Source organism: Edaphobacter aggregans DSM 19364 (assembly GCF_000745965.1).
In the GTDB taxonomy this organism is placed as follows: domain Bacteria; phylum Acidobacteriota; class Terriglobia; order Terriglobales; family Acidobacteriaceae; genus Edaphobacter; species Edaphobacter aggregans.
In genome coordinates this window covers 516,619-539,959 of sequence record NZ_JQKI01000001.1, presented here as the reverse complement: position 1 = coordinate 539,959, position 23,341 = coordinate 516,619, and the positions used below count along the sequence as shown (strand labels likewise).

General features: G+C 62.7%; 20 protein-coding genes. 8 read left to right on the top strand and 12 right to left on the bottom strand.

What is annotated here, in order from left to right; genetic code table 11:
- Window positions 1-73 precede the first annotated feature (73 nt).
- The gene (locus Q363_RS02395; protein ID WP_051978253.1) at window positions 74-1,828 is read right to left on the bottom strand and encodes a L,D-transpeptidase family protein; all 1,755 of its coding nucleotides are present in this window, start codon (window positions 1,826-1,828) and stop codon (window positions 74-76) included.
- A gap of 128 nt (window positions 1,829-1,956) precedes the next feature.
- The gene (locus Q363_RS02390) at window positions 1,957-3,165 is read right to left on the bottom strand and encodes a hypothetical protein (protein WP_035347497.1); all 1,209 of its coding nucleotides are present in this window, start codon (window positions 3,163-3,165) and stop codon (window positions 1,957-1,959) included.
- A gap of 62 nt (window positions 3,166-3,227) precedes the next feature.
- Between Q363_RS02390 and Q363_RS02385 the strand changes: the two genes are divergently transcribed.
- Window positions 3,228-3,698, top strand: coding sequence for a DUF2251 domain-containing protein (locus Q363_RS02385; RefSeq protein ID WP_035347775.1), 471 nt, complete (start codon window positions 3,228-3,230; stop codon window positions 3,696-3,698).
- A 156-nt stretch (window positions 3,699-3,854) separates the two neighbouring features.
- Here Q363_RS02385 and Q363_RS02380 read toward each other — a convergent pair whose 3' ends face one another.
- Window positions 3,855-4,370, bottom strand: coding sequence for a GNAT family N-acetyltransferase (locus tag Q363_RS02380; protein ID WP_245631986.1), 516 nt, complete (start codon window positions 4,368-4,370; stop codon window positions 3,855-3,857).
- Between the two features lie 84 nt (window positions 4,371-4,454).
- Here Q363_RS02380 and Q363_RS02375 point away from each other — a divergent pair, with 84 nt between their 5' ends.
- Window positions 4,455-5,399, top strand: a complete 945-nt coding sequence (locus tag Q363_RS02375; protein ID WP_051978252.1) for a LysR substrate-binding domain-containing protein — start codon at window positions 4,455-4,457, stop codon at window positions 5,397-5,399.
- Here the strand turns inward: Q363_RS02375 and Q363_RS02370 are convergent.
- Window positions 5,359-5,865: a 5' nucleotidase, NT5C type gene (locus Q363_RS02370; protein WP_051978279.1), complete on the bottom strand. Its 507-nt coding sequence runs from the start codon at window positions 5,863-5,865 to the stop codon at window positions 5,359-5,361. The genes Q363_RS02375 and Q363_RS02370 overlap by 41 nt on opposite strands.
- 17 nt (window positions 5,866-5,882) lie before the next feature.
- Window positions 5,883-6,668, bottom strand: a complete 786-nt coding sequence (locus Q363_RS02365; RefSeq protein WP_035347494.1) for a zinc ribbon domain-containing protein — start codon at window positions 6,666-6,668, stop codon at window positions 5,883-5,885.
- Between the two features lie 263 nt (window positions 6,669-6,931).
- Between Q363_RS02365 and Q363_RS02360 the strand changes: the two genes are divergently transcribed.
- Together Q363_RS02360 and Q363_RS02355 are read left to right on the top strand one after the other, a co-directional pair.
- On the top strand, window positions 6,932-8,428 hold the full coding sequence (locus Q363_RS02360) for a protein kinase domain-containing protein (protein ID WP_169746907.1): 1,497 nt from the start codon (window positions 6,932-6,934) through the stop codon (window positions 8,426-8,428).
- Between the two features lie 101 nt (window positions 8,429-8,529).
- Complete coding sequence (locus tag Q363_RS02355) at window positions 8,530-10,197, top strand: DHA2 family efflux MFS transporter permease subunit (protein WP_035347490.1); 1,668 nt, start codon at window positions 8,530-8,532, stop codon at window positions 10,195-10,197.
- Between the two features lie 8 nt (window positions 10,198-10,205).
- Here the strand turns inward: Q363_RS02355 and Q363_RS02350 are convergent, their stop codons facing one another.
- Window positions 10,206-12,020 (bottom strand): glycoside hydrolase family 35 protein, encoded by a 1,815-nt coding sequence (locus tag Q363_RS02350; protein ID WP_211256103.1) that lies wholly within the window; start codon window positions 12,018-12,020, stop codon window positions 10,206-10,208.
- A gap of 186 nt (window positions 12,021-12,206) precedes the next feature.
- Between Q363_RS02350 and Q363_RS35610 the strand changes: the two genes are divergently transcribed.
- Window positions 12,207-13,043, top strand: a complete 837-nt coding sequence (locus Q363_RS35610) for a helix-turn-helix domain-containing protein (RefSeq protein WP_051978251.1) — start codon at window positions 12,207-12,209, stop codon at window positions 13,041-13,043.
- 57 nt (window positions 13,044-13,100) lie between these two features.
- Here the strand turns inward: Q363_RS35610 and Q363_RS02340 are convergent, their stop codons facing one another.
- Together Q363_RS02340 and Q363_RS02335 are read right to left on the bottom strand one after the other, a co-directional pair.
- A complete protein-coding gene (locus Q363_RS02340; protein WP_035347489.1) occupies window positions 13,101-13,673 on the bottom strand; it encodes a cupin domain-containing protein in 573 nt (190 codons plus the stop codon).
- A gap of 259 nt (window positions 13,674-13,932) precedes the next feature.
- The gene (locus Q363_RS02335; protein ID WP_245631985.1) at window positions 13,933-15,621 is read right to left on the bottom strand and encodes an outer membrane beta-barrel protein; all 1,689 of its coding nucleotides are present in this window, start codon (window positions 15,619-15,621) and stop codon (window positions 13,933-13,935) included.
- Window positions 15,622-16,001: 380 nt separating this feature from the next.
- Here Q363_RS02335 and Q363_RS35605 point away from each other — a divergent pair, with 380 nt between their 5' ends.
- The gene (locus tag Q363_RS35605) at window positions 16,002-16,637 is read left to right on the top strand and encodes a class I SAM-dependent methyltransferase (RefSeq protein WP_051978250.1); all 636 of its coding nucleotides are present in this window, start codon (window positions 16,002-16,004) and stop codon (window positions 16,635-16,637) included.
- Window positions 16,638-16,713: 76 nt separating this feature from the next.
- On the opposite strand, the gene Q363_RS02325 is transcribed toward Q363_RS35605, so the two are convergent.
- Complete coding sequence (locus tag Q363_RS02325; RefSeq protein WP_035347487.1) at window positions 16,714-17,748, bottom strand: aldo/keto reductase; 1,035 nt, start codon at window positions 17,746-17,748, stop codon at window positions 16,714-16,716.
- Between the two features lie 127 nt (window positions 17,749-17,875).
- A complete protein-coding gene (locus Q363_RS02320; protein WP_051978249.1) occupies window positions 17,876-18,343 on the bottom strand; it encodes a YybH family protein in 468 nt (155 codons plus the stop codon).
- A 55-nt stretch (window positions 18,344-18,398) separates the two neighbouring features.
- On the opposite strand from Q363_RS02320, the gene Q363_RS02315 reads away from it, so the two are divergent.
- Window positions 18,399-18,746 (top strand): hypothetical protein, encoded by a 348-nt coding sequence (locus Q363_RS02315; protein ID WP_035347485.1) that lies wholly within the window; start codon window positions 18,399-18,401, stop codon window positions 18,744-18,746.
- A 23-nt stretch (window positions 18,747-18,769) separates the two neighbouring features.
- On the opposite strand, the gene Q363_RS02310 is transcribed toward Q363_RS02315, so the two are convergent.
- Window positions 18,770-20,008, bottom strand: a complete 1,239-nt coding sequence (locus tag Q363_RS02310) for a glycosyltransferase family 4 protein (protein ID WP_035347483.1) — start codon at window positions 20,006-20,008, stop codon at window positions 18,770-18,772.
- Window positions 20,009-20,035: 27 nt separating this feature from the next.
- On the bottom strand, window positions 20,036-21,934 hold the full coding sequence (locus Q363_RS02305) for an ATP-dependent DNA ligase (protein ID WP_035347481.1): 1,899 nt from the start codon (window positions 21,932-21,934) through the stop codon (window positions 20,036-20,038).
- A gap of 109 nt (window positions 21,935-22,043) precedes the next feature.
- On the opposite strand from Q363_RS02305, the gene Q363_RS02300 reads away from it, so the two are divergent.
- A complete protein-coding gene (locus Q363_RS02300; RefSeq protein ID WP_035347480.1) occupies window positions 22,044-23,102 on the top strand; it encodes a PLP-dependent cysteine synthase family protein in 1,059 nt (352 codons plus the stop codon).
- Window positions 23,103-23,341 lie beyond the last annotated feature (239 nt).

The following is a 23,341-nucleotide window of genomic DNA, read 5'->3' as shown; positions in this document are numbered from 1 at the left end:
CAACCTGCAACCTGCAACCTGCAACCTGCAACCTGCAACCTGCAACCTGCAACCTGCAACCTGCAACCTGCAACTACACCGTGTCGCCGGGCTTCGCCTTGGACGCGATGGGATCGGGCTTGATGGGGTACGGCGGGCCGTTGGCGAGGACCTTTTCGAGCTCGGCATCGTAGCCATAGATGTCGTCGAAGAAGTGGACGTGGCCGTCTTCCTCGGCCTCGGCGGTCATGTAGAAGATGACGATGGGGATGGGGGTTTTGAGGTTGACCTGGTGGTTGTCAGGGCCGGCGGTCATGGCCTCGCGCACCTCTTCGAGCGTCCAGTCCTGACCGTTCTTGAATTGCTGGTCTTTGAGGAGCCAGGCGGCAAGTTCGTCGGGCTGCTGGACGCGGACGCAGCCGTGGGAGAAGTCGCGGCGCGTGCGGTTGAAGAGTTCGGTGGCGGGCGTGGAGTGCAGGTAGATGTCGTACTGGTTGGGGAACATGAACTTCACCAGGCCGAGGGAGTTTTTGGGGCCGGGCTTCTCGCGCACCATCACGCCGCCCTGCGCGACCAGCCTTGCGGTGTAGGGGACGTGCTGGCCCTTGGCATTGACGGTCTCGAAGTTCTTGCTCTCGAGGTAGGAGTGGTTGGCCTCGATGTGCGGGACGAGCTCGTTGCGCGCGATGTCGACGGGCACATTCCAGTAGGGCCGGAAGATGAGGTACTTCATCATGTGCGCGAAGACGGGCGTCTGGTGCTGGCCCATGACTTTGCCGACGACGACCCGCATGGTGAAGTCGAGCTTGTGTTCGGGGGTGTAGCCGCGCAGGACGAACTCCGGCAGGTTAACCATGAGGCGCGGGTTGACGTAGGGCTCGGGCAGCCAGCGCCAGCGCTCGAGCGTGTCCTGGAGCTGCTGGACACGCTCGTTGAGGGGGACGTTGAGCGAGGCGACGGTCTGCGGAGTGAGCTTGCCGTCTTCGGCGAGGCCATGGCGGTGCTGGTAGCTCCTGACGCCTTCGGAGAGCTGTTTGGTCAAGAGCTTTGGCGGTTGCTGCGTGGAGCCGATCGCTTCCGTTTCGCCTTCAAGGTCGCCTTCGAGCTGGAGGCGCGCGCGAAGCTGCGGCGCAGCAGCGTAGGGCTGGCCGACTAAGACCGGCCTCTCGACCATCGGCAGCGGATCGTCGCCCTGCTGTTGCTGCTGCTTTGCGAGGTCGAGGTAGCGGGCGAGCGCCTGCTCGGTGCGGCGGTATATCTCGGAGTCGGGCTGGACCTTGCGGAGCAGCGCGGGGACGTCGGTGACGTCGACGGCGTGGTCGGAGACAAACTCGGCGAGGTCGTACTTCTTGTCGGCGACGTTGATGTCGAAGCGGAAGTGCTGCGGATTGACGCGGCCGATGCGGAGGTCGGAGATGAAGCGCATGACGCAGACGGTCATGGCGACGTCGAACTGCGCGACGGCCTCCTCCTCTTTGGGGGAGAGCATCTGGATGCGATCGTCCCAGCGCGAGCTGTCGTAGTCCTCGGGGTTGAGGCCCCTGGCCGCGGCATCGGCGAAGGCCTGGATGAAGCCGAGCGCGGCGGGCGCGGGCTTGCCGTCGCGCGTCCAGGCGATCTCGTAGTTGCGGTCATCGTAGAAGGTCTGGATGAGGGGCTGGTAGTCGGAGACGTCGGGCCAGCGGAGGAAGGCTAGTCGCTTTGCGGCGACCAGCGGCTCAAGATTGTCAGAGTAGTCGGTGGTGTTGGGAGCCGAGGTGGTCTTGCGATGATGGCGGCATCCGCTGGCGGACAAAAGCAGGGCGAGGGCACACGCGGTGCCGACAGACCGTAGAGAAACCTTGTTCATTTCAGAATGGACCGTCCTTGGCGGGCTGCCCGACGAACTCAGCAAAGGCGTAGGCTCCCATTATGCAGCATTGGCGTGCAGAATCAAGCATCTGGCCGGAATTTGAAACTAAAGCTGTGCGGCAGGAACTAAAGCTGGTGCGCAATTGCGGGCAGCACGGTTACGCAGAGGATCGCCTGGGTGACGAGGATGAGGCCGGAGAGCGCGAGGAAGAGCTTGCGGTAGCGCGACTCCAGCACGTCGGCGAAGACGCCGCCGAGGAAGGTGAAGAGGAACGGCAGCGCCCACAGCCAGGGCTGCGTTACGGCCTGCGTGGTGACGATGGGCATGATCGCCAGCGTCATCACCAGCGGCGTCGTGTTGCCGAAGTAGCGGCAGCGGCGGACTCCGAGATAGAGGACCGCCGCCACGGCAAACGCGACCAGCGTGGGAGCATTGGCGGGATCGGTGACGAACGCGCGCGCCTCGTGGAGCGAGAACCAGAAGCGTGCGCTGCCTCCAGTGAAGACGTAGCGAAACGCAGACAGCCGGAACGCGTAGGAGGCGAAGACGACGAAGATCGCTCCCAGCGCGGAGAAGATGAGGATCTGCATCACGTAGCTGCGGCGGCGTTCGGCGAGATACATCATCAGGATGACGGCGGCGAGGAAGCCGAGTATCGCCGCAAGAAGATGCGCGGCGGCGGTGAGGCCGAGCGCGAGCATGAGCAGCACGATGCGCGGACGCCATTTGCGCCGCGGCCCCTGCATGGCGTGCGCGACTCCGATGGCCGTGTAGACCAGGCCGTAGAGTCCCCACATCGCGAGGACATCGTTGTTGGGCACGACAGCGTAGCGGACGATTGCGGGCGAGAAGCAGTAGAGGCCCAGCGCGAAAAAGCCGCCCTCGTTGCCGAAGAGTCGGCGCGCGACCCACCACAGTCCTGCGCCCAGCCACAGCGCGAAGAAGACGAAGGGGAGGTGCAGGAGATATTTGACGTTCGTCAACTCGTGGCGCGCCTCCCACGTGGAGCCGTTGATCGAGGTGGAGGCGTAGAGGCGGTTCTCGGGGCTGCGGAGCTTGTCGGCGGCGAGCAGGACGACGCGCTGCGCGGTGAGCGGGAGACCCGCCACGCGGTAGGCAAAAGTCCCGTCGCCGTGCAGATTGCCGCAGGAGGTGAAGTAGCCGGCCAGCGGCGAGGGCTTCTCCCACATCTCGCGTCCGCAGCGGGCGTAGCGGTAGTCGTCCGTGGAGAGCTGCTGGTGCGAGATGACCCAGAGACACTGGCCCAGAAAGAGGACGAGCAGCAGGGCGGCGAGCCGCTGGGGCCAGCCAGCTTTAAATGCAGGGAGATTCAATCCACGTCCGCCTTCATCGAGCGATTGCCACCGGGCATCTCTTCTATCGTATCGTGAGAGGTATGCAGTCGCTTACTTTTACCCCCGGACGCGCCTTTCTCTCCTCAGACTCTCCAACGGCGCCGCCGTGGACGGTGGTCTTCGAAGACGAGGGCGTCGCGGGATACTTCTACGCCTGCGACCGCACCAGCACCACGCACGAGGACAGCATTCTGGACGCGATGCTGATCTACAACGTCGCCGCGCTGGAGAAGAGCGACGCCGAGCTGAAGCGGCCGGAGCCTGAGCGCATAGCCGCGGTCGAGTGGTCGCGCGACGGCATGCAGGCGGTGCTGTATCTCGACGGAACGGCGCAGGCGTTGTACGACTTCAGAGAGCGCGCCGGATACTGCCGCTTGAACTTTCCCAACTTTCTTGAAGCCCAGGGCGACACATGGCGCAAGTCCACGCATGCGTGGTCGGAGGCGTTGATTCAGCGCTTTGAGACGGAGCTGTACGGGATGGCGTCGGGCTCGGCGGAGTCGAACGGGTAAGCTGTCCCTGCTCTCTTACCGCAGATCCTTCGACTCCGCTGCGCTTCGCTCAGGATGACACTTTTTCAAGTGGCGGCATAGAGGAACGCGGTTCGAGCTGCCGCTCGAATGCCCACATCTCAGAATCGAGATGTGGGGCACCCGAATCGTGGTAGGTCAGAAGACCAGCTCCATGAAGACGTTCGCTCGCACATACGGCGACTGCCTGGGCGGAAGGCGCTGGAAGCCGAGCGACGCGTACAGGTGAATCGCGTTGGCGAGCCTGCTGTTGGTCTCGAGGTAGAGGCGCCGCGCTCCGAGATCGCGAGCCTTCTGGATGGTGTAGCCGAGAACACTGCGGCCGATGCCGCGGTTCTGCCACTCTTCGGCGACGGCCATCTTGGCCACCTCGTAGACGCCGGGCTCCATCGGGACGAGTGCGCAGCAGCCGATGGGCGTGCCACAGGCGGTGGCGAAGAAGATGTGGCCGCCCTGCGCGAGCACGTGGCCTTCGGGGTCGCCGAGGATCTCGTGGTCGTGCTCTTCGAGTCCGAAGTACTTCTCGATCCAGGCCTCGTTGAGGAGGCGGAAGGCTTCGGCGTCGCCGTGCCGGTAGGGCCGCAGCTTGATGGATGCTTCAGGCATGGCGTTCTGATTGGATGGTACGTCGGCAAAGGCCAGGGTGGAGGGCATGGGAAGCTCCTTTGTGAACCCAGCGTAGGGCGGTGCAAGCCATATGTCCAATATCTTGTTTGTCCGGATTATGATGTTTGGCATATGGATCGCGATATCGAGCTGCGCCACCTTCGCTACTTCGTCGCCGTCGCAGAAGAGCTGCACTTCGGCCGCGCCGCCGAGCGGCTGCACCTGGCGCAGCCTCCGCTATCGCAGCAGATTCGCAAGCTCGAAGAGATCCTGGGCCATCCACTATTTGTGCGGACCTCGCGCGCCGTGCGGCTGACCGCTGCGGGCGAGGTCTTCCTGGAGCGCGCGCGGCGCACGCTGCGCAACGTGCAGGAGGACATGGAGGAGGCGCGCAGCATCGGTCGCGGCGACGAGGGAACGCTTCGCGTGGGATTCATCGGATCGGGCATGCTGACGCCGCTGCCCGCGATGCTGGGGAGGTACAGGCGGCTCTACCCACGCGTGCAACTGCTGCTCTCGGAGTCCTATACGGCGAACATTGCGGCGTCGGTCGGCCGAGGGACACTCGACGCCGGCTTTCTGCGCGACGGTGGTCCTATCGATGGTCTGCATGTGGAGTCGGTCTTCTCCGAGCCTTACGTCGCCGTGCTTCCCTCGCGGCATCGCCTGGCAGGCAAGAGCATGATCTCTCCCGCCGACCTTCGCGACGAGCCGTTCGTCTTCTTCACGCCGATGGCGGGCAAGCTGGCCTACGACAAGACGATGTGGCTCTTCGAGGAGCATGGCTTCCGTCCGCAGGTCGTGCAGGAGGCGCCGCAGTGGCTGACGATTCTGCGTTTGGTGGCTGCGGGGCTCGGCGTCTCCGTGGGGCCGGCGTGCACGCGGCAGATCGCCGTGCCCAACATCGTGAGCCCTGGGCTGCGCGGGTCGCACGTTACGAGCGATCTGGAACTGGCGTATCGCGAAGGCGAGGATCGCGCGGTGGTGGCGGCGTTCGCTGCGGTTGCGCGAGAGAGCTTCTCGAGCGCCGGCCGATCTAGCCGAGGAAAAGCTTCTCGACGTCGAGCCAGTCGTTGACGCGCTTGAAGCCCTTGACGGCGATGTTGTGCGGCGAGGTGAAGAGGATGCCCTCGCCCTGAAAGCGGCGCAGCTGGCGCGGATTGTCGTCGATGAGATAGTCGGCGCGAAGAATACTCTTGTCGCCGCAGTAGACGATGTTCGACGGCGGAATGAAGGGGAAGTGATTCGCGAGCCAGCGGAACTTCTGCTGAAACGACGTCGGGAACTCCATGGCCGCCGTCGCGATGAATACGTCGTAGTTCATCATCAGGCGGCGCATGACGCGCTGCGACTCCGGCATGACGGCGAGGCCCTCGAAAAAATCCTCCGAGCGCAGATAGCTGTCGAGCGCGCTGTGGCGATCCGATGAGACGACGTCCCAGAGCCACTTGCCCTGCAGGTCGGCCAGGGTCAGATTCTCGTTGTGGTCGCGGTTGTAGCGCAGCAGGTGCTCGGCGAGTGCATCTGCCATCACCTCATCCATGTCGACACAGATTCTCTTCACAGCGACGCCTTCACGATGGAGGCGGCGATGCTCTCTTCTTTCTGTGCCTGTTTCTTCTGCGGTGCATCGCGAGCTGGGTCCCAATACAGCAGGCGGCCGCAGCTCTCGCAGGTGAACATGGTCTCGTCGTTCGAGCGTTCGCGCAGGTCGTTCCAGCGCTGCGGTCGCACCAACATCTGGCAGGCGGAGCACTTCTGATCGACGCCTTCCGACAGCGCGGTGCCGCGCGACTTCGCGATGCGGTCGTACATCGACAGCGCATTCTCGCCGATCTGCGGGCGAAGCTCGGCACGTTTGGCCTCGACCTCGGCCAGCAGGGCGCCGTTGCGCTCGAGCGCCGCGGTCGTGCTGGCGGCGGCCTCAGCGTGACGCCGCGCGAAGTTGGCGACAGTCTCCTCGGCGGCGATCTTCTTTGCCTCGAGCTGCTCGGTGCGCTCCATGCTCTCGAGCTCGGCGTCTTCGAGGCGGCTGACCTCGGTCTCGGCGAAGGTGATCTCGTGCTCGAGCGCCGTGGCCTGAGCGGTAGTGGTGACGACGTCCATCTGCTTGCGCAGGCGCGCGGCCTTCTGGTGGTGGTCCTTGATGTCGAGCTCCTGCCGGCGGCGCAGCGTCTCTTCCTTGGCGAGGCTCTCGGCGATCGCGGCCAGCTCCTTCTTGGCCGCCTGGAGTTCGGCGTCGAGTTGGGCGACGCGCTTCGGCAGCGCGGCCATCTCCTCGGCCAGACGGCGTGCTTCCACGTCGAGCCCCTGCAGCACAATCATCTTTTCGAGATCCGGATGCATTGCAACTCTCCTTCCAAACTGTCCGGCGAAGGCAAAATATGTCTGCAACACCGGAAAAATCGAAGTCTAGCACGCCACCACTGCCCGAACCAGCCGAGGAACTTCGCCCACGCAAATGCATTGAGAACGCACGACCGATGGAGGATAATGGGGAGCATTGCGAGGCGCTCGCCGGAGTACGCAACGGCAAGAAGCGGCGCCCGATGTTGTATTTGCCCACGAGGCATCCTTCCTGCATCCATCTCCCTGAGGACTGGTGTGACATGCAACTCTGGAACGATTATGAAGGACAAACGATCGCTGAAGCCTACCCCCTGAACAAGCTGATCCGCCCCGAGGGCCGCAGCGCGTTCTTTCTGACCACGAACGGCACGGGAACTCCCGCGATGGTGCGCGTCATCGAGGCGCACTTCGATGAGTCGGAGATCCTGAACCGCTGGCGCGCGGTTTCGGAGATAAAGCAGGAAAACCTGGTGGCGATGCGGAAGTTCGGCGAGACGGAGCTGGACGGCACACCGCTGGTGTACGCCGTGATGGAGCCGACCGAGATTAGCCTGGCCGAGCTGCTCGAGAATCGCACGCTCACGGTGGACGAGGCCAAGCAGCTTGCCGCCAGCCTGGTGGCGGCGCTGACAGCGCTGCACGAGCGTGGGCTGATCCACGAGCACATCGATCCGGCGAACATCCTCGCGGCAGGCGAGGTGGTGAAGCTGCGCAGCGACTGCGTGCGCCAGGCCATCGCCGATCCTGAGAGCGGCCTGGGGACCGTGGCGGAACAGAAGGCTCGCGACGCGCACGCGCTGGCCGTGCTGCTGCTGCAGGCGCTCACCGGGAGGCGCAGCCTTCAGGGCTCGGCCACGCTGCTGCCGCCGCCGTTCGACGGGATCATCCGCAACGGGCTGAGCGGCAAGTGGGGGCTGGCAGAGATGGCCACCGCCCTCGGGCCGGTGAAGCCCGCGCAGGTGGCCGCGGCAGTCCCGAACGCCCAGGCCGTGGCGACACAGCCGAGCGCAAGCAAGCCCGCAGATGCTCCATCCGTGATGCCTGCCGCCACCCCGGCTACAAAGCCTGCCGTAGCACCTGAGACGCGACCTGCTGCGGCTCCCGAGGCAAAGACTCCCGTAAGCTCACGTGCGGCAGCTGCGCCGAAATCTAACGCTGAGCCCGCGGCCGCTCCGGTGCCGAGGCCCGTGGCAGCCGCGCCGACGCCGCAGCCGATCGCCCCGGCGCACGCTCCCGATGTGAGGCACCGCATCGTGAGGCCGGTAGAGCCGGCCCCGCGCCACACGCGGCTCTTCTGGATTGCTGGAGCAGTCGGTGTCGTGCTGCTGTTGCTCTTCTGGCGGATGATGCACAGCGAGTCGGCCAACGGAGCGAAGGCAGCCGCGCACCCGATCACAACGCTGGGACCGGCCAAGACCGGCGAGGGTCCGACCACGCCGCCCGATATTCCAACCCCTGCGGCAAAGCCGACAGCCGCCGTCGCCGCCGCAACCGTGCATGCTCCTGTCACGGGACGAACGCAGTGGCGCGTGGTGGCCTACACCTTCAACCGCGAGAGCCAGGCCCAGCAGAGGGCGGAGTCGCTGGCGAAGCGCAACCCGTCGCTGGCCCCGGAGGTCTTCACCCCCAACGGACACGCGCCCTACCTCGTCACGGTGGGCGGCCCCATGACGCGCGAGCAGGCCGAGGCCTTCAAAAGGAAGGCCATCAGCGCCGGGCTTCCCCATGACGTCTACGCGCAGAACTACTCACGCTGATCGCTATGTGGGAAAAACACTGCACCACCTTCGAGGCAGCTCGAGAAAAGCGGTAAAAAACTGAATCTCGCCATTTTGAGGGGAATCGAACTATCTAACCCATGGCCTCGACGACCCTCGAACTCCCCGGCGCGCAGCTCCCCGAGGCGCCCAAAGCAGATTCGCACTCCCACGTTGGATGGCGCCCACGCGTCAATCCGTGGGTCGTCGCCATGACGGTGACGCTGGCGACGTTCATGGAGGTGCTTGACTCCTCGATCGCCAACGTCGCTCTGCCGCACATCGCAGGCGGCCTGGGCGCCACGCAGGACGAGGCGACCTGGGTGCTGACCGCGTACCTCGTCGCGAACGCCGTGATCCTGCCGGCGGGAGCGTACATGACGAGCTTCATCGGGCGCAAGAAGTTCTACATGATCTGCGTCGTGCTGTTCGGCGTCAGCTCGGCGCTCTGCGGTCTCGCGCCATCGCTTCCGCTGTTGGTCTTCTTCCGCATCCTGCAGGGCATCGGCGGCGGCGGGCTTGCACCGTCGGAGCAGGCGATCCTCGCCGACACCTTCCCGCCGGAGAAGCGCGGACAGGCCTTCGCGATGTACGGACTCGCCGTGGTGGTTGCCCCGGCCATCGGTCCCACGCTGGGCGGCTACATCACGGACAACTTTGACTGGCGCTGGATCTTCTTCCTCAACGTGCCCATCTGCTTGCTCTCGCTGTTCCTCACCTCGCGCATCGTCGAAGATCCGCCGTGGGTGCACGACCAGGTGAAACAGTCGCAGAAGGGCGGCATCAAGCTCGACGTGCTGGGCTTTGGCCTGCTGGGCCTCACCTTCGGCTCGCTCGAGTTCATCCTCGATAAGGGCCAGGAGGATGACTGGTTCTCCTCGCCGGTCATCACCTTCTTCTTCGTCGCGATGATCGTCGCCTTCGTCTTCATGATCTGGTGGGAGCTGCGGCAGCTTCGTACAGGCCATCGGCCAATCGTTAATCTGACGCTGTTCAAGCGCGCGAACTTCTCCATCGGCTTCATCCTGATGTTCGTGCTGGGCTTCTCGTTGTATGGCACCACGGTGCTCATCCCGCAGTTTGTTCAGACGCTGCTGGGCTACACCGCACAGCTCGCCGGAATGGTGCTGTCACCCGCCGGTCTGATGATGATGGCGATGATGCCCGTGGTCGGCTTCCTTTCGAGCAAGGTGGACCCGCGCAAGCTGATGGGCTACGGCTTCTTCATGCTCACCACGTCGCTGATCGTGATGCACACGATGGATCTGCAGATCAGCTACGGACGCCTGGTCTTCCTGCGCGTCTTTCAGGCCTCGGGACTCGCCTTCCTGTTCATCCCGATCAACATGATCGCGTACATCGGTGTGAAGCGGTCGGAGAGCAACGACGTTTCCGGCCTCACCAATCTCGCGCGCAACATCGGCGGCTCGTGCGGAACGGCCTTCGTCGCCACCATGCTGACGCGGCGCACTGCGGCGCACGAGACCAACATGGTCCGCAACCTCACGACCGGCAACTTCGCATTTGTCGACCAGGTGAAGCATCTCAAAGAGATGTTCGGCGGCGGGCACGGTGGAGGCAACCCGTTCATCGGCACCGGCTCACACACCGCGCAGGCGTACATCTACAACCAGATGCATCGCCAGGCAAGCATGCTCGCGTACCTCGACATTATCCAGTACCTCGCGATCTTCTGCGCGTGCATGCTGCCGCTGATCTTCTTCATCCCAAAGCCGCCGAAGAACGCCAGCTCTTCGGCAGGCCACTAGCACAGTCGCTACTGCCCGGTTGCTGCGTCGAGGTTCGGCTTGTCCAGTCCGCGCAGCGTGCCGCCCATCTTTCCCTGCGCGTCGAAGACGATCACTTCGTTGCTGCCCTGCTTGAGGAACAGTGCGGGGGTGTAGAGCGTGCGCTGCGGTCCGATGTTCCATATGCGGCCGAGCGCAAGGCCGTTGAGCCACAGTTGACCCTTGGTGAAAGCTCCGGTGTCGAGGAAGGTGTCTCCTTGCGAGGAGATGTCGAATCCGCCGCGATAGAAGCACGGACCCTCGCAAGTCTTCTTCGCAAACGTCAGCTTGTCGACGTGCGTCATGGGGAGCGGATAGATCTCCCATCCGAGCAGCGGCCTGCCAGCAAGCGTGACCTGCTTCGTAATGCCAGCGCGCTCGCCGCCGATCGTCCTGCCGAAGTTCACGCGGCCTGTGTTCTCGACCAGGATATCGAGCTGCGCCCCCGCCTTCGCATCGAGCCTGATGCGGTCCTGATTGAGCCGGCGGTCGATCGTGCCCGCGAGCCTCTTGTTCAGGTACACCTGCGCGTAACTGTGCAGCTGGTCGAGCACCAGCTCGCCCTTAGCATCGACCTTCAGATGCGTGCGGTAGAGAATCCATCCGTAGGCCTGGCCGATGTCTTCCATGCTCTGCACATTTTCCGAGCTGATGGCGAGCGGCAGGTTGTCCCACAGCGATGCGGCCTCGGGCAGCGTGATCTCGGGCGCGGTGATGGCTGCAGGCACAGAGGGAACCGAAGGTGGCGTTTTGCCTGTCGCCTTCGCGATGATGTCGCGCATGGCGAAGTACTTCGGCGTGGGCCTGCCGCTCTCGTCGAGCGCGGAGTCGTAGTCGTAGCTCGTCACGTCGGGCTCGTAGTTCTTGCCGTTCGAATTCGCACCGTTCATCCAGCCGAAGCTGGTGCCGCCGTGAAACATGTAGATGCTCACCGAGTAGCCCTGCTCGAGCATCCACTTGAAGTTGGCAAGCTGCGCCTCCGTGTTGGTGTGCGCATGCTTGCCTCCCCAGTGATCGAACCATCCCGCCCAGTACTCGCTGTTGAGGAACGGCCCGTTGGGACGATACTTCTTCAGTGTCGCGAACGCCTTCTGCGCGTCTCCGTTCTTCTCGCCGCCAAAGTTGATGCCGACCGGCAGATCGGGCAGCGAACCATCGGGAACCTGCTCGGGCCCGTCGGCCGTGTAGAGCTGCGACTTGGTGAAACCGGCATCGACGAGCATCTGATGAATCTGCCGCATATACGCTTGATCGTGGCCGAAGGAGCCGTACTCGTTCTCGACCTGCGTCAGGATGATCGGCCCGCCGTTGCCGATCTGGAGCGGCGCGAGTTCGCGGCCGAGGCGCGCGAGCCAAAGCGCGGCGGCCTGCATGAACTTCGCGTCGGTGGTGCGCACAGCGATGTCGTGGTCCCTGAGCAACCACGCCGGATAGCCGCCCCACTCCCACTCGGCGCAGACGTAGGGGCCGGGGCGAAGGATGACGTAGAGGCCCTCCTGCTGGGCCTCGCGGATGAACTCCGCGACATCGTTGTTGCCGGAGAAGTCGTAGACGCCGGGCCGCGTCTCATGCAGGTTCCAGAAGACGTACGTCGTGATGGTGTTCAGGCCCATCGCCTTCGCCATGCGAAAGCGGTCGCGCCAGTAGGCCCGCGGGATGCGCGGATAGTGCATCTCCCCGGAGATCACCTGGAAGGGTTTGCCATTGAGTGTGAATTTTCCATCGGCGGCGGCGAAGGTATGTGCGCTCGCCTGTGCCTTCAGAGAAGGAGACACTGCAAGGCAAAGCCCCAGTAACGATGTCAAAACGATGTAATTTCTTCGCACTTCAATCCTCAAAACGATCGATGAACATAGGCATAGATCGCTGTAAATTACAGCACACTCTACGTTTCTTCGCAGCAGGCGTTCGGCATGGCGGCGAAGAATCCCTGGCGGGAGGCGCTCATCCAATAATGACGGGTCGTGAACGGTCACGGTCAAAGGAAACCTATGACAGAAGTCCATCCCATTGAACACAATCGCGTCCCGTCTTCGAGCAAAGTCGTAAGATCCTTTGTGCAGATTGCGGAGATCGAGGTCTCGCCAGGAGTTTGGGAGATTCCCGCATCGTCCGAGGTCAGTCTCGGTTTGTCGCTTAGCGACACCTCGGCGACTTGGTTCGAATCGGCGACGTTGCGGAACGGCACCGTCGCAGCGGGAAACACCAGCATCTGCCGTGTGGAGGAGTCTCGCAAATTTGAGATCAAGTCAGACGCGAAATTTGCACTCTTTTTCCTTCGGCCGGAGGCGTTCGCGCAAGACGAAGGCGCTAGTCGGAATATTCAGCCACACGATCTTCTCGAAGACGGTTCGCTTCGCGCCCTGCTCGGCGTTCTTCTCACTGAGCAGCGAAGCCACTTTGAAAGCGGTCTGCTCTTTCTCGACAGTATGACCAAAACCCTGGCCGAATATCTGAGGAGCAGGTACTCCACCATGCTCTCGACACGATCTCACAAAGGCGGTCTTGGGCGCTCGGCTCTTCGTCGCTGCATCGATTACATCGATGCTCACATTCACCATGACCTCCGGTTGGAGGATCTTGCTCGCGAGAGTGGCGTAAGTACGTCTCACCTCATCCGCAGCTTTCGCACTAGCACCGGAAAGACGCCGTATCAATTCGTTCTCGAACGCCGCGTGGAACAGGCGAAGGGGATGATGCACGACTCCCGGCTCGGGCTAACCGAGATAGCGCTTGCTACCGGTTTTGCCAATCAGCATCATCTGTCGCGTGTGTTTCGTAAGACTGCCGGTCTCACACCAAGTCAATTTCGTCTTGCACTGAGGTAAGCGGGATCTGCAAAATCTGCGCCTCGACCACATGTGTTTCGAAGGTCGAGGCGCAGGCTAGATCCCTACCACCGTCGTGCGGTCCTTGAGTTCCTGCAGGACCTCGCCGCCATCGCTTGAACTCGCCTGCGGGAAGTACATGTCCTGCTTCAGCGCCTCCTGCATCAGCTGGATGTACTCCTGCGGATCGGCGTCGGTGGTTACGGTCTGCGGTGAATCCACGTCGACCTCCTGTGCGAGCCGGTCGAAGAGGACTTGGTGATAGTAGACCGAAAAGCTGAGAAAGCGGCTTGGTTTATCCGTCCGGTTGTGAAACGCGTGCAGCCGGTTGATGGGAACGATCAGCGTCTCGCCGGGGCCGCATCGCACCCACTCCTCCTCCCCCGCTTCGTCGATGGCCACGAAGTCCGTGCGGCCCTGCACGACATAGAACACCTCGGCGTACGGATGGCTATGAATCGGAATGCCGTTCCCCGGAGCCAGATCCATCTCATACATGCTGGTCATGTATCCGGTGTCCTCTCCCATCGCCTTCCAGGTCAGGCGCGCATTGCCAATCTGTACAGTCTTTCCTTCTCTCGGTCCGAGTTTACGGACGCTTTTGCTCGGGATGATCGATTGAACTTTCATTGTTGTTCTCCTCACAGTTCTAGGCCCATTGTTGTGCCTGTTGTGAGTAGACCAACGATCGTCCTTCGCCTTGTATCTCTTCCTCGCGAACTGTATCCGGAATTGCAGCGAAGCTTGCCAACGAACAGATCCTGGCTCGTCAGCAGCCAAAGGAAGAGCCATCCTCAGGCGAGAGGATGGCTGCAAGGAACAGCGGCCTTCAGTTGTTGAAAGAGTTCCGGATTACATTTGCCTCCGTTGTTTTGGAACTTACTGTCGCTTAGAACTTCACGAGAAACGCAAGCGTCATGCGGTTCTCGCTCTTGCGCAGGTCGGGAGTCCATCCTTCAACAATCGAGCCCGGCGCGCCGAAGGTATTTCCTCCCGGAGGCGTCACGCCTCCCGGTCCGCTGAAGTAGGGAACGTTCGCCGCGCGGTGGTTGTACTCGAGCCTGTAGGTGAAGTACTGGCTCGGCATGTAGTCCGCAGTCCACGACACGTCCCACGCCTTGTACTGATCACCGGGGTTCTCCGTGAAGTAGGGCGTTCCCGACGCAGCCGTCGCGCCATTGATGGGCGGCAGCAGCACGAGGTAGCGGCCGGCGTTGTTGATGCGGCCGCCGCCGATGGTCATGGCGTAGCGGTCATGATCGAACCAGAAGCGGTTATAGGCCATGAAGCCGACGAAGCTCTGTTTGGGGCTGCCGTCCTTTCCGGTGCCGAAGCAGCTCACGCCGCCGCCGGTCTCGCAGCCAAGGTCACCGGTCAGCGACATGGCCATCTTGCTCAGGCGCGAGGTCGGGCGGTCGTAGTACTTGAACTGGATGCTGTCGTCGGTGTGGTACCGCGTGCGTTTCGGAACGCCGAGAGCGTCACGCCCAAACGCGTACTGGTTGCCGACGATCGACCACTTGCCGTTCGGGCGCCAGAGGATCTGCCCGCCAAAGCCGGGACGGCTGTTGAAGCGGCCGTACGACTGCCAGCCGTTAATGAACCAGGGCTCGATCTTCAGCTTGGCCGTGGGGAACCACTGCACGCGCACGCCGTTGAAGAACCACGGCGTATTCGACGAGACGTACGACGGCTGATAGGCCCAGTTGTCGAACTGATAGTAGGAGAACAGGCCGACGTAGGACATGAAGATGCCCGCGTCGACGTTGATGCCGTGCTGCACATTGAAGTGGTAGCCGCCATAGGCCTCCGAGACATAGCGGTAGGCGTTATCGAGATTCCACTGTCCGCGCGCGGGGCTGGCGTCGTTGCGCGGAGTGGTCTGCGAGTACATGCCGAACTGCGTCATCAGGCGCGCGCGCACGTTGTCGTAGTGAAAATCGCCGCCCACGCCGAACTGCGTCAACTGCACCTCGTTGGAGCGAAAGACCTCGCTCGATCCGCTGATGGTGTCGTCCTTCGGATGGCGGAAGTCATAGGTGTAGTTGGCGTCGACGCGGATCTCCGGCGTAAAGAACGCCGTCGCGTAGGGCGTGTCCTTGGTGCGCGCGTTGCCGGTCAGCCACGTAAAGTCGGCAAATGCAAACGGCTCGGAGTGAGGATTGTTCGGGTCGTTGTTTGTTTGAACAGGCGCCGTAGCCACTGCCGAGACCTCGGGTCCGGCGCCTGACGAGCTCGACGCGGAGGATGGTACGACTGCATGCGCCGCGACCTGCGGCTGCGCAGGCCCCGCTGCAGCCGGTGTGGCAGACGGCTGAGAAGCCGCTGTTGCGGTCTGCGCCCCGGTACGTGCCTGCTTCAGCGCAAGCAGCTGCTTCTGAATCTCCTCAAGCGTCTGCTGCAACGCGTCGATCCGCTGGTCCGTCGTCGCTGCTGCCGCCGCTGCTTTTGTTGCTGCGTCAGCGGGCCCGGTCTCTGCACCTTGCGCAAACGCGCGTCCGCCTCCCAGCAAGACACCAAACAATACCGCAGCCCCCGACAACGAGGCCGCGATTCTACAAACTATATGATTTTTCACTATTCTTCTCGCTTCCTGGCGATTCCGCCCACGCGTCTTCATGGCCGCGGGGCGGTCGTACTGAGGCCATGCTAGGGAACGGACGATAACGAAACCGTGAGGAAGTCGTAAAGAAGGCATAAAGGGGCGCGAGGCGAGCCGGTGAGTCATCGAAGATTCTCCTTCGTCAACTCCTTAGAGCCGCTTCCGGCCGGATTGCTGTCACATATCGGATAGTTTTCAGCCAACCCTTTGATGACCTGGTTCAAGGACGCCTCTTCGCTGACGGCCGGCGCGCACTCGGGTATGCTGTCTGGCAGACAAACCCCGAGGACCGCGGCCTGACCGAGACGCAAGCGAATCTGCAGCAGCAGAACATCGACGTCTATCGCACCGACGCGATGATCGACCAGTACTCGCTCTACCGGCTCCTTCCGGCCGAACGCATCTTCTTCGCCAAGTACTACAAGCCCGGCGACTCTGTGCTCGACCATGCCTGCGGCGCCGGCCGCACCACGCTGCGGTTGCACGAAATCGGCTTCCGCGTCAAAGGCATCGACACCTCAGAAAACCTCATCCACGTCGCGCAGAGACGCTTCCCCTACATCCCGTTCGAGGTTGGAAGCTACTGCGAGATCGAGGAACCGGATCAGTCCTATGACCACGTCCTCATCTCGTTCAACAGCCTGGACTGCGCCTGGCCGGAGCACCGGCGCGTCGACGCCCTGCGCGAGTGCCGCGTGCTGAAGCCCGCCGGCACGCTCATATTCTCCTGGCACAACATTAAGGCGTTCCACATCTCGCCCGTCTACCTGCAGCGCGAGAACCTCGCCGGCACGGCCGCCGCGTTTCGCGACCAGGCCTACGTGCGCTGCGACTCCTGCGCGACCTACTTCGCCGCGCCGGACTACGTCATCGACCAGACCGAGAAGGTCGGCTTCCGGTATCTCGAACAGATCGGCGTTCGCAAAATCACAAATCCCATGCTGAATCGCTACGTCTCGCCCTACGTTTACTACGCCTTCCGCAAGGTCTAACGGCCTTCGTTCAGTACAAGCAAAACGGCCTCAAGACATTTCGTCCGAGGCCGTTCTGCTTTCGCTTGATGCGATGCTACACAGGCAGCGGGTTGCGCTCCGTGAACTGCGTCTGGTGCCAGTACGGATACGCGCGCGCAAGCTCGCTCGCCGCGTCCAGTTTCTTGACGTGCTCGGCGTCGAGCTTCCAGCCCACTGCGGCAAGGTTCGCCTTCAGCTGCTCCTCGTTGCGCGCGCCGATCACCAGCGTCGACACAGTCGGGCGGCCCAGCAGCCAGTTGAGCGCGATCTGCGGAATCGTCTTGCCCGTATCCTTCGCAACCTCATCGAGCGCGTCGACGACCCTGTAGACGTACTCCATCTCCGGCAGCGGGCCGGCGTCATGCGCCACCTTCGACTGCAGTCGGCTGTCCTTCGGCAGCGGCTGGCCACGGCGAATCTTGCCCGTCAGCCGTCCCCAGCCCAGCGGCGACCACACCAGCGCGCCCACGCCCTGGTCCAGCGCCAGGGGCATCAACTCCCACTCGTAGTCGCGCCCCACCAGCGAGTAGTACACCTGGTGCCCGACGTAGCGCGCCCAGCCGTAGCGCTCGCTCACGCTCAGCGACTTCATCAGGTGCCAGCCCGAAAAGTTCGAGCACGCAATGTAGCGCACCTTACCCTCGCGCACAAACTTGTCCAGCGTGTTCAGCGTCTCGTCCACCGGGGTCATCGCGTCAAACGCATGCATGTGGTAGACGTCGACGTAGTCCGTCCCCAGGCGCTTCAGGCTGCCGTGCAGCTGCTGAATCATATGGTAGCGGCTCGACCCCGTATTGTTCGGCCCCTCGCCAAAGCGGAACGTCGTCTTCGTCGAGATCAGCACGCCCTCGCGCTTGTGGTGCGAGAGCGCCTTGCCCAGCGCCTCTTCGCTCGATCCGTTCGAGTACACATCCGCGGTATCGAAGAAGTTCAGCCCCGCATCCATGCAGATGCCGACGATGCGATCGGCCTCCTCCTGCGAGGTCTCGGACCACGCCTTGAAGAACTCGTTGTTCGCGCCAAACGTTCCCGCACCGAAGCAGAGCTCCGGCACCTTCAATCCTGATCTGCCAAGCAGTCTATATTCCATACGGTTTAGGATGCTCCCGCAGACGGAATCGCTTCAACTCTTGAGCCGTCAGCCCTAATCGAACAGCGAAAAATTAATCTCGCACTTGCAGGAATGCGGTCCCTCGCCCCCGTTCACTCCGTCCCCCTCAAGGCTTGGGCGCCGGTATCGTCACGTCGCGCACAATCTTCCAGCCCTGCGGTGTCTTCTCGAAGACCACCAGGTAGGACCCGCTTGCATCGCCTCCGCCCGCGGTCGTGCGCGCCAGGTGAAACCTTCCCGTAGCCGTGGCGAAGCGGTCGTCCAGCGGCTGCACCTCGACATCGCTGTAGGTCAGCGTGCCCATCTTCTCCCGCGTGGAGAAGACCGTGCGGTACTTCTCCAGCATCTGCGCATAGCCTCGGCTGATCTTCGAACCGATAAACAGTATGTCCGGCGAATCCTTATATGCCGTCGCAAACTGAGTCAGGTCGCCGCGATTCCAATCCGCGGCCTGCTTGTCGAACGATGCACGAATCTCCGCCTCAGCGGATGAGTTCGTTTGGCCAAAGACACAGGCAGGCGAGCCAGCCAGAACCAGCACAAGAGCTGCCGTCGTAAATCGATGTGAGATCAAAGTGTGCCTCCTCAGTTGTATGAGCCCTATCACGCAGTTGTGTTATCAGTGTTCCATGAAAATCCTGTTCAGCCTGGTGCTGTTCTGCGGCTCGTTTGCCTTCGCGGCTCCGAATCCATCTCCATCGGACTACAACGTCAACGTCCACGTTATTGAATCGAAGACACGCTTCTATCTGGGAGCGAAGGATCTAGGGTACCTGCGTCAACGAATCGTAGGAGTTATTGCCGGCTATAAATCTGAGCTGGAGGCTCCCGTTCGAGGTGGTGTTCTTGCCCTCGGCGACTACAAGGCCAGGCTCACCGAGAGGCAGGGAAACGGATATGACATCTTCCGGAGTTATACGTTCCTCCTGCCGGACGGAAAGACGCGAGACTTCGATCTGACCGGTATTCTGCAATAGTCGCACGACCGGTTTGGATCCCATTACTTCGCTGCAAACTCGCGCTCCACCGGAAGCCCCTTCGTCAACGCAGCAATCGCACGCCGCAATCCAGCGATGTCTTCCTCGAAGTTCCACGCGCTGATGCGCGCCAACGCATTGCGTCCCATACGCTCCGCCTCGCCCGGCACCGAGATCACACGGTCCAGAGCCTCCGTCAGCGCGGCGATATCTCCCACCGGATACACGTAGCCCTCAACTCCGTTCGTCACGAGGTCCGGATGCGCGCCGACATCGTCGGTCATGATCACCGGCCGCGCAGCATTCATCACCTCATTCACAATCAGCCCCCACGGCTCATGGCGGGCGGGCAACACGAAGACCGTCGCCAGATCGAAGAACCGCGGCAGCTCCGACTGATTGCGAAAGCCGCAGAACCGAACGTCTTCAAGCCCAGCAGCCGACCGCCCCAGCTCCGCACGGGCCTCACCATCGCCGACGATCACTAAATAAGGACCCGCGCTGCTGCGCTCGATGAGGCGCCTGTACGCCTCCAGCAGATGATCCGCATGCTTGCGATACTGCAGCTTTGAGGCGAACAGAATCACAGGCCGCCCGGCCTCCATCTTCAACTCCGCCAGAAGCTCGCCTCGGCGCGACGCGGCCTCCTCACTGCGCCTCCGAAAGAAATCATTATCGACCGCATAAGGCATTCGAAACAGCGGAACCGAGTCGCCCACCGAAGCCCGCCAGTACCCCTCATTCAGAGTCCCAATAGTCAGCACGCCGTCGATCATCTGACGAAGCCCCGCGAAGAACAGCCTCTTCGCGAAACGCTTCGCACCACCCCGCGGACGGTCAATCAACGTCGAGTCAGACCGCATCAACACCGGAATCCCCAGCGCCTTGGCCGCCACCATCGCCACCATCGAGTTCACCATCGCGTAGCCGTGCACCCACAGCAGATCGTAAGGCGCCTCGCCGCCCCGGCCGCGCAGCCTGCTGAAGATCCCGTAGTTCAAAGGTGCCGCGAACGTCTGCGTCCCCGTGTCGCGCAGCGCAGGTAGAATCTCGTACTTGTAGCCATCGAGCAGGGGTAGGTCCCACTTCAGATCCACGCCAAAGCCATCGTCCTTATAGCCGCGCACCGAAAAATCCGAGCCGTACAGCACCGTCAGGTCGATGTCGGGCTCAGCGGCGATCCGTCGCAGCAGCGGCACCTGGTATTGAATGGGATGGCTGACAAGATAAGCGAGTCGAACGGGCCGTTTCACTTCAGCCATGATACTACCGCGCCCACGCGCCACGGCTCACTCCACCGGCTTGTCCACCTGCGACTGATACACCTCTTCCACACGCTCCACCGTATCAATCTCGCTCACCGGCTTGTCGTCGCGAATCCTCACAATGCGCGGAAACCGGAGCGCGAATCCACTCGCATGGCGATCGCTGCGCATGATGTTGTTGAAGGCCACCTCGAGCACACGCAGCGGCTCCACCGTGCGAGAGAAGCCGCGGTCCTCGAGCGTATGCTCCATCATCCAAGCGCTCAGCTCCGCAATCTCCGCATCCGTCAACCCCGAATAAGCCTTGCCCACATTCAGCAGCTCGCCGTCAGCTCCGCGTACAGCAAACGTGTAGTCGCTCAGAATTCCCGCGCGCTTGCCGTGCCCGAACTCCGCTCCCGTCACCACCACATCCAGCGTCGCCAGCTCGCGCTTCAACTTCAGCCACGCCAGCCCGCGACGGCCCGGCTGATACTGCGACTCCGCCGCCTTCAGCATCACGCCCTCGTTCGCCCGCGCGCGAGCCTCCGCATAAGCGCGATCAATGTCGTCCGCACTCTCCACCAGCCGCGAAGGCGACAGCAACAGACGCTCCACGGCTTCACCCTCCGGCTCCGCAAAGATCAACCCCTGCGCGCCCTTCTTTCGCTCGTCGACCGCAAGCGGCGAGCGCACCACCTCCACCAGCCTCTCCGCCACCGCCTCCAGCCGGTTGCGCCGTTCGCGCAGCGGAAGCTCCACCAGAAGCTCGCCCGCATACATCAGATCGAACGCCATAAAGATCACCGGCACCTGCTCACGCCACGCATTCGAGACACGCTTCCGCCCGATCCTCTGCCCCAGCACCGCAAAAGGCAGCGCACGGCTCTCTTTCAAATCCCACCCAAGAATCTCGCCGTCAAAGATCAGGGGACCCACCCCCGCTTCGTTCACGCGAGCGAATGCCTCCTCCAACTCCGGATAGCTCTCCGTGATCTCCTCGCGATTGCGCGAGTAGATCGCCACCCTCCCAGGCTGCTCCGGATCGCCACAATGCAGTTGCGCCCGCATGCCGTCGTACTTGTCCTCGAGAAACGCCGCGATGTGCGCCGTCTCCACACCCTCCTCCGGAACTCCCGCAAACCGTTCCACCGCCTCCTCCGGCGAATCCACAGGCGAGGCCAGCATGAACCCCAGCGGATGAAACAGCCGCATCCGCGCCTCCTTCAGGGTCCCCGCAAACGCCCGCTGCGTCGCAGACGCCAGGTCCGCCTCGAGCATCACCGCATTGCGAACCTCCGCCACCGGCACATCCGCCGCAACCGCAATCGCCTCCTCCACCAAACTCTGCTTCACCCCAATCCGCATGTCGCCGATCATCAGCTTCAGCAGATACTTCGCCTCAAGCGGCGTCGCCCTCTCCAGCAGCCCCTCCACCAGCGCCGAGCGCACCGCCGTCGTACGCGCCGCAGCCATCGCCGCAAACGCATCCGCAATCTCCGCAAGCGTCAGCGGAGTCCCAGAACCGTGTGCCACAGAATCGGGTGCCCCATATCTGGCGGCCTCATCGCCAGATGTGGGTTCCGTCCGCGCCGAAGAATCCCGCGCCGCCATCAACTCGAACCCCGCCGCGCCCAAATCACCATGCTTGCGATAAGCCGCCGTCAGCTCCACCTGCGTCGCCCCACTCACCGCCAGCAACGCCCGGCTCAGCAGAGCCCCGCCCGCATTCAGCTTCCGCTGATCCGCCTCGGCAAACGGCGTCCCCGCGAGATACAGCGCAAACCGCCCCACGTCCTGATGATCCGAGACTGCGGCGCCACCATCCGACTCCGCCTCGTGCACCCTGCGAATCGCCTCCGCAATCGCCGCGCGCTTCTTCAACCGGCTCGACTCACCCGCCAGCGCCTCGGCCAGCTTCGCGACATCTCGAAACAGAGCCATCCTGAGAAATGACCTCGCATTTACATCCTGATGGATGCAGAAAGCCTTGCCCGCATCTAAAATCTCTTGCAGTCTGCAAGCGGCCCCAATCTATCTCCCAGGAGGACACGTGGGAAAGCGCTACAACAACATTCTCGAAACCGTCGGCCACACTCCCGCCGTCAAGATCAACAAGCTCGCGCCCGAGGGCGTCAACCTCTACGTCAAGGTCGAGGCCTTCAACCCTCTCGGCTCCGTCAAGGACCGCCTCGCCCTCGGCGTCATCGAGGACGCCGAACGCACCGGCACGCTCAAGCCCGGCCAGACCGTCATCGAGTTCACCAGCGGCAACACCGGCATCGGCCTCGCCATGGTCTGCGCGCAAAAAGGCTACCCGCTAGTCCTCATCATGCCCGAGACCTTCTCCATCGAGCGCCGCCGCCTGATGCGCTTCCTCGGCGCCAAGGTCATCCTCACGCCCGCCGCCAGCCGCGCCACCGGCTCCGCCGCCAAGGCCATCGAGCTCGCCCAGACGCATGGCTGGTTCCTCACCCGCCAGTTCACCAACGAGGCCAACGCCGACTTCCACTCCAAGACCACCGCCGTCGAGATCCTCGACGACTTCCGCGACCAGCCCCTCGACTATTGGGTCACCGGCTTCGGCACCGGAGGCACGCTCAAGGGCGTCGCCCGCGTGCTCGCGAAAGAGAGCCCCAAGACAAAGATCATCGTCTGCGAGCCCGCCGACGCACCCATGGTCACGAGCGGCCAGCCGCAGCCGCGCGACGAAAACGGCGACCCGCTCAGCGGTCACCCCGCATGGAAGCCGCACCCCCAGCAGGGCTGGAGCCCGGACTTCATCCCCAAGCTCGCCGGCGACGCGCTGGCCGAAAACAAGATCGACCAGGTCCTCACCGTCGAGAACACCGAAGCCATGAAGTGGAGCAAGGAGCTCGCCCGCCAGGAGGGCATCTTCGTCGGCATCACCTCCGGCGGAACCTTCGCCGGAGCCCTGAAGGTCGCCGCTAAAGCGCCGAAGGGATCAACCATCCTCTGCATGCTGCCCGACACCGGCGAGCGCTACCTCTCCACACCACTCTTCGCCGACGTAGGCGTCGACATGAACGACGAGGAGATCGCCATCTCACGCTCCACGCCCAGCGCCTGGCTCGAACCAGCGAAGGTGTAGCTTTCCCGAGTAGTCATTCCGAGCGAAGCCGAGGAATCTGCTTTTCTCCCGCGCAGCCAACACCGCTCGAATCGCCAAAAATCGGGTGCCCCACATCTCGATTCTGAGATGTGGGCATTCGAGCGAAGCTCGAACCGCTTGACTCCGTGAATTGGTCTAGCGGCCGTTCGACCGAAAGTCGCCAGTCCGCTTTTCTGAATTGATCGAGACTAGAAAGTCACTACAGCGAAATACGGTCA

Coding starts and splice junctions, on each gene's coding strand:
- Q363_RS02380 (WP_245631986.1), bottom strand. CDS start 4,370: ATGCCCTCCACCCTGGCCTTTGCCGACGTACCATCCAATCAGAACGCC.
- Q363_RS02340 (WP_035347489.1), bottom strand. CDS start 13,673: ATGAAAGTTCAATCGATCATCCCGAGCAAAAGCGTCCGTAAACTCGGA.
- Q363_RS02315 (WP_035347485.1), top strand. CDS start 18,399: ATGAAAATCCTGTTCAGCCTGGTGCTGTTCTGCGGCTCGTTTGCCTTC.
- Q363_RS02375 (WP_051978252.1), top strand. CDS start 4,455: ATGGATCGCGATATCGAGCTGCGCCACCTTCGCTACTTCGTCGCCGTC.
- Q363_RS02365 (WP_035347494.1), bottom strand. CDS start 6,668: ATGCATCCGGATCTCGAAAAGATGATTGTGCTGCAGGGGCTCGACGTG.
- Q363_RS02395 (WP_051978253.1), bottom strand. CDS start 1,828: ATGAACAAGGTTTCTCTACGGTCTGTCGGCACCGCGTGTGCCCTCGCC.
- Q363_RS35605 (WP_051978250.1), top strand. CDS start 16,002: ATGATCGACCAGTACTCGCTCTACCGGCTCCTTCCGGCCGAACGCATC.
- Q363_RS02325 (WP_035347487.1), bottom strand. CDS start 17,748: ATGGAATATAGACTGCTTGGCAGATCAGGATTGAAGGTGCCGGAGCTC.
- Q363_RS02360 (WP_169746907.1), top strand. CDS start 6,932: ATGCAACTCTGGAACGATTATGAAGGACAAACGATCGCTGAAGCCTAC.
- Q363_RS02310 (WP_035347483.1), bottom strand. CDS start 20,008: ATGGCTGAAGTGAAACGGCCCGTTCGACTCGCTTATCTTGTCAGCCAT.
- Q363_RS35610 (WP_051978251.1), top strand. CDS start 12,207: ATGACAGAAGTCCATCCCATTGAACACAATCGCGTCCCGTCTTCGAGC.
- Q363_RS02355 (WP_035347490.1), top strand. CDS start 8,530: ATGGCCTCGACGACCCTCGAACTCCCCGGCGCGCAGCTCCCCGAGGCG.
- Q363_RS02370 (WP_051978279.1), bottom strand. CDS start 5,865: ATGGATGAGGTGATGGCAGATGCACTCGCCGAGCACCTGCTGCGCTAC.
- Q363_RS02305 (WP_035347481.1), bottom strand. CDS start 21,934: ATGGCTCTGTTTCGAGATGTCGCGAAGCTGGCCGAGGCGCTGGCGGGT.
- Q363_RS02385 (WP_035347775.1), top strand. CDS start 3,228: ATGCAGTCGCTTACTTTTACCCCCGGACGCGCCTTTCTCTCCTCAGAC.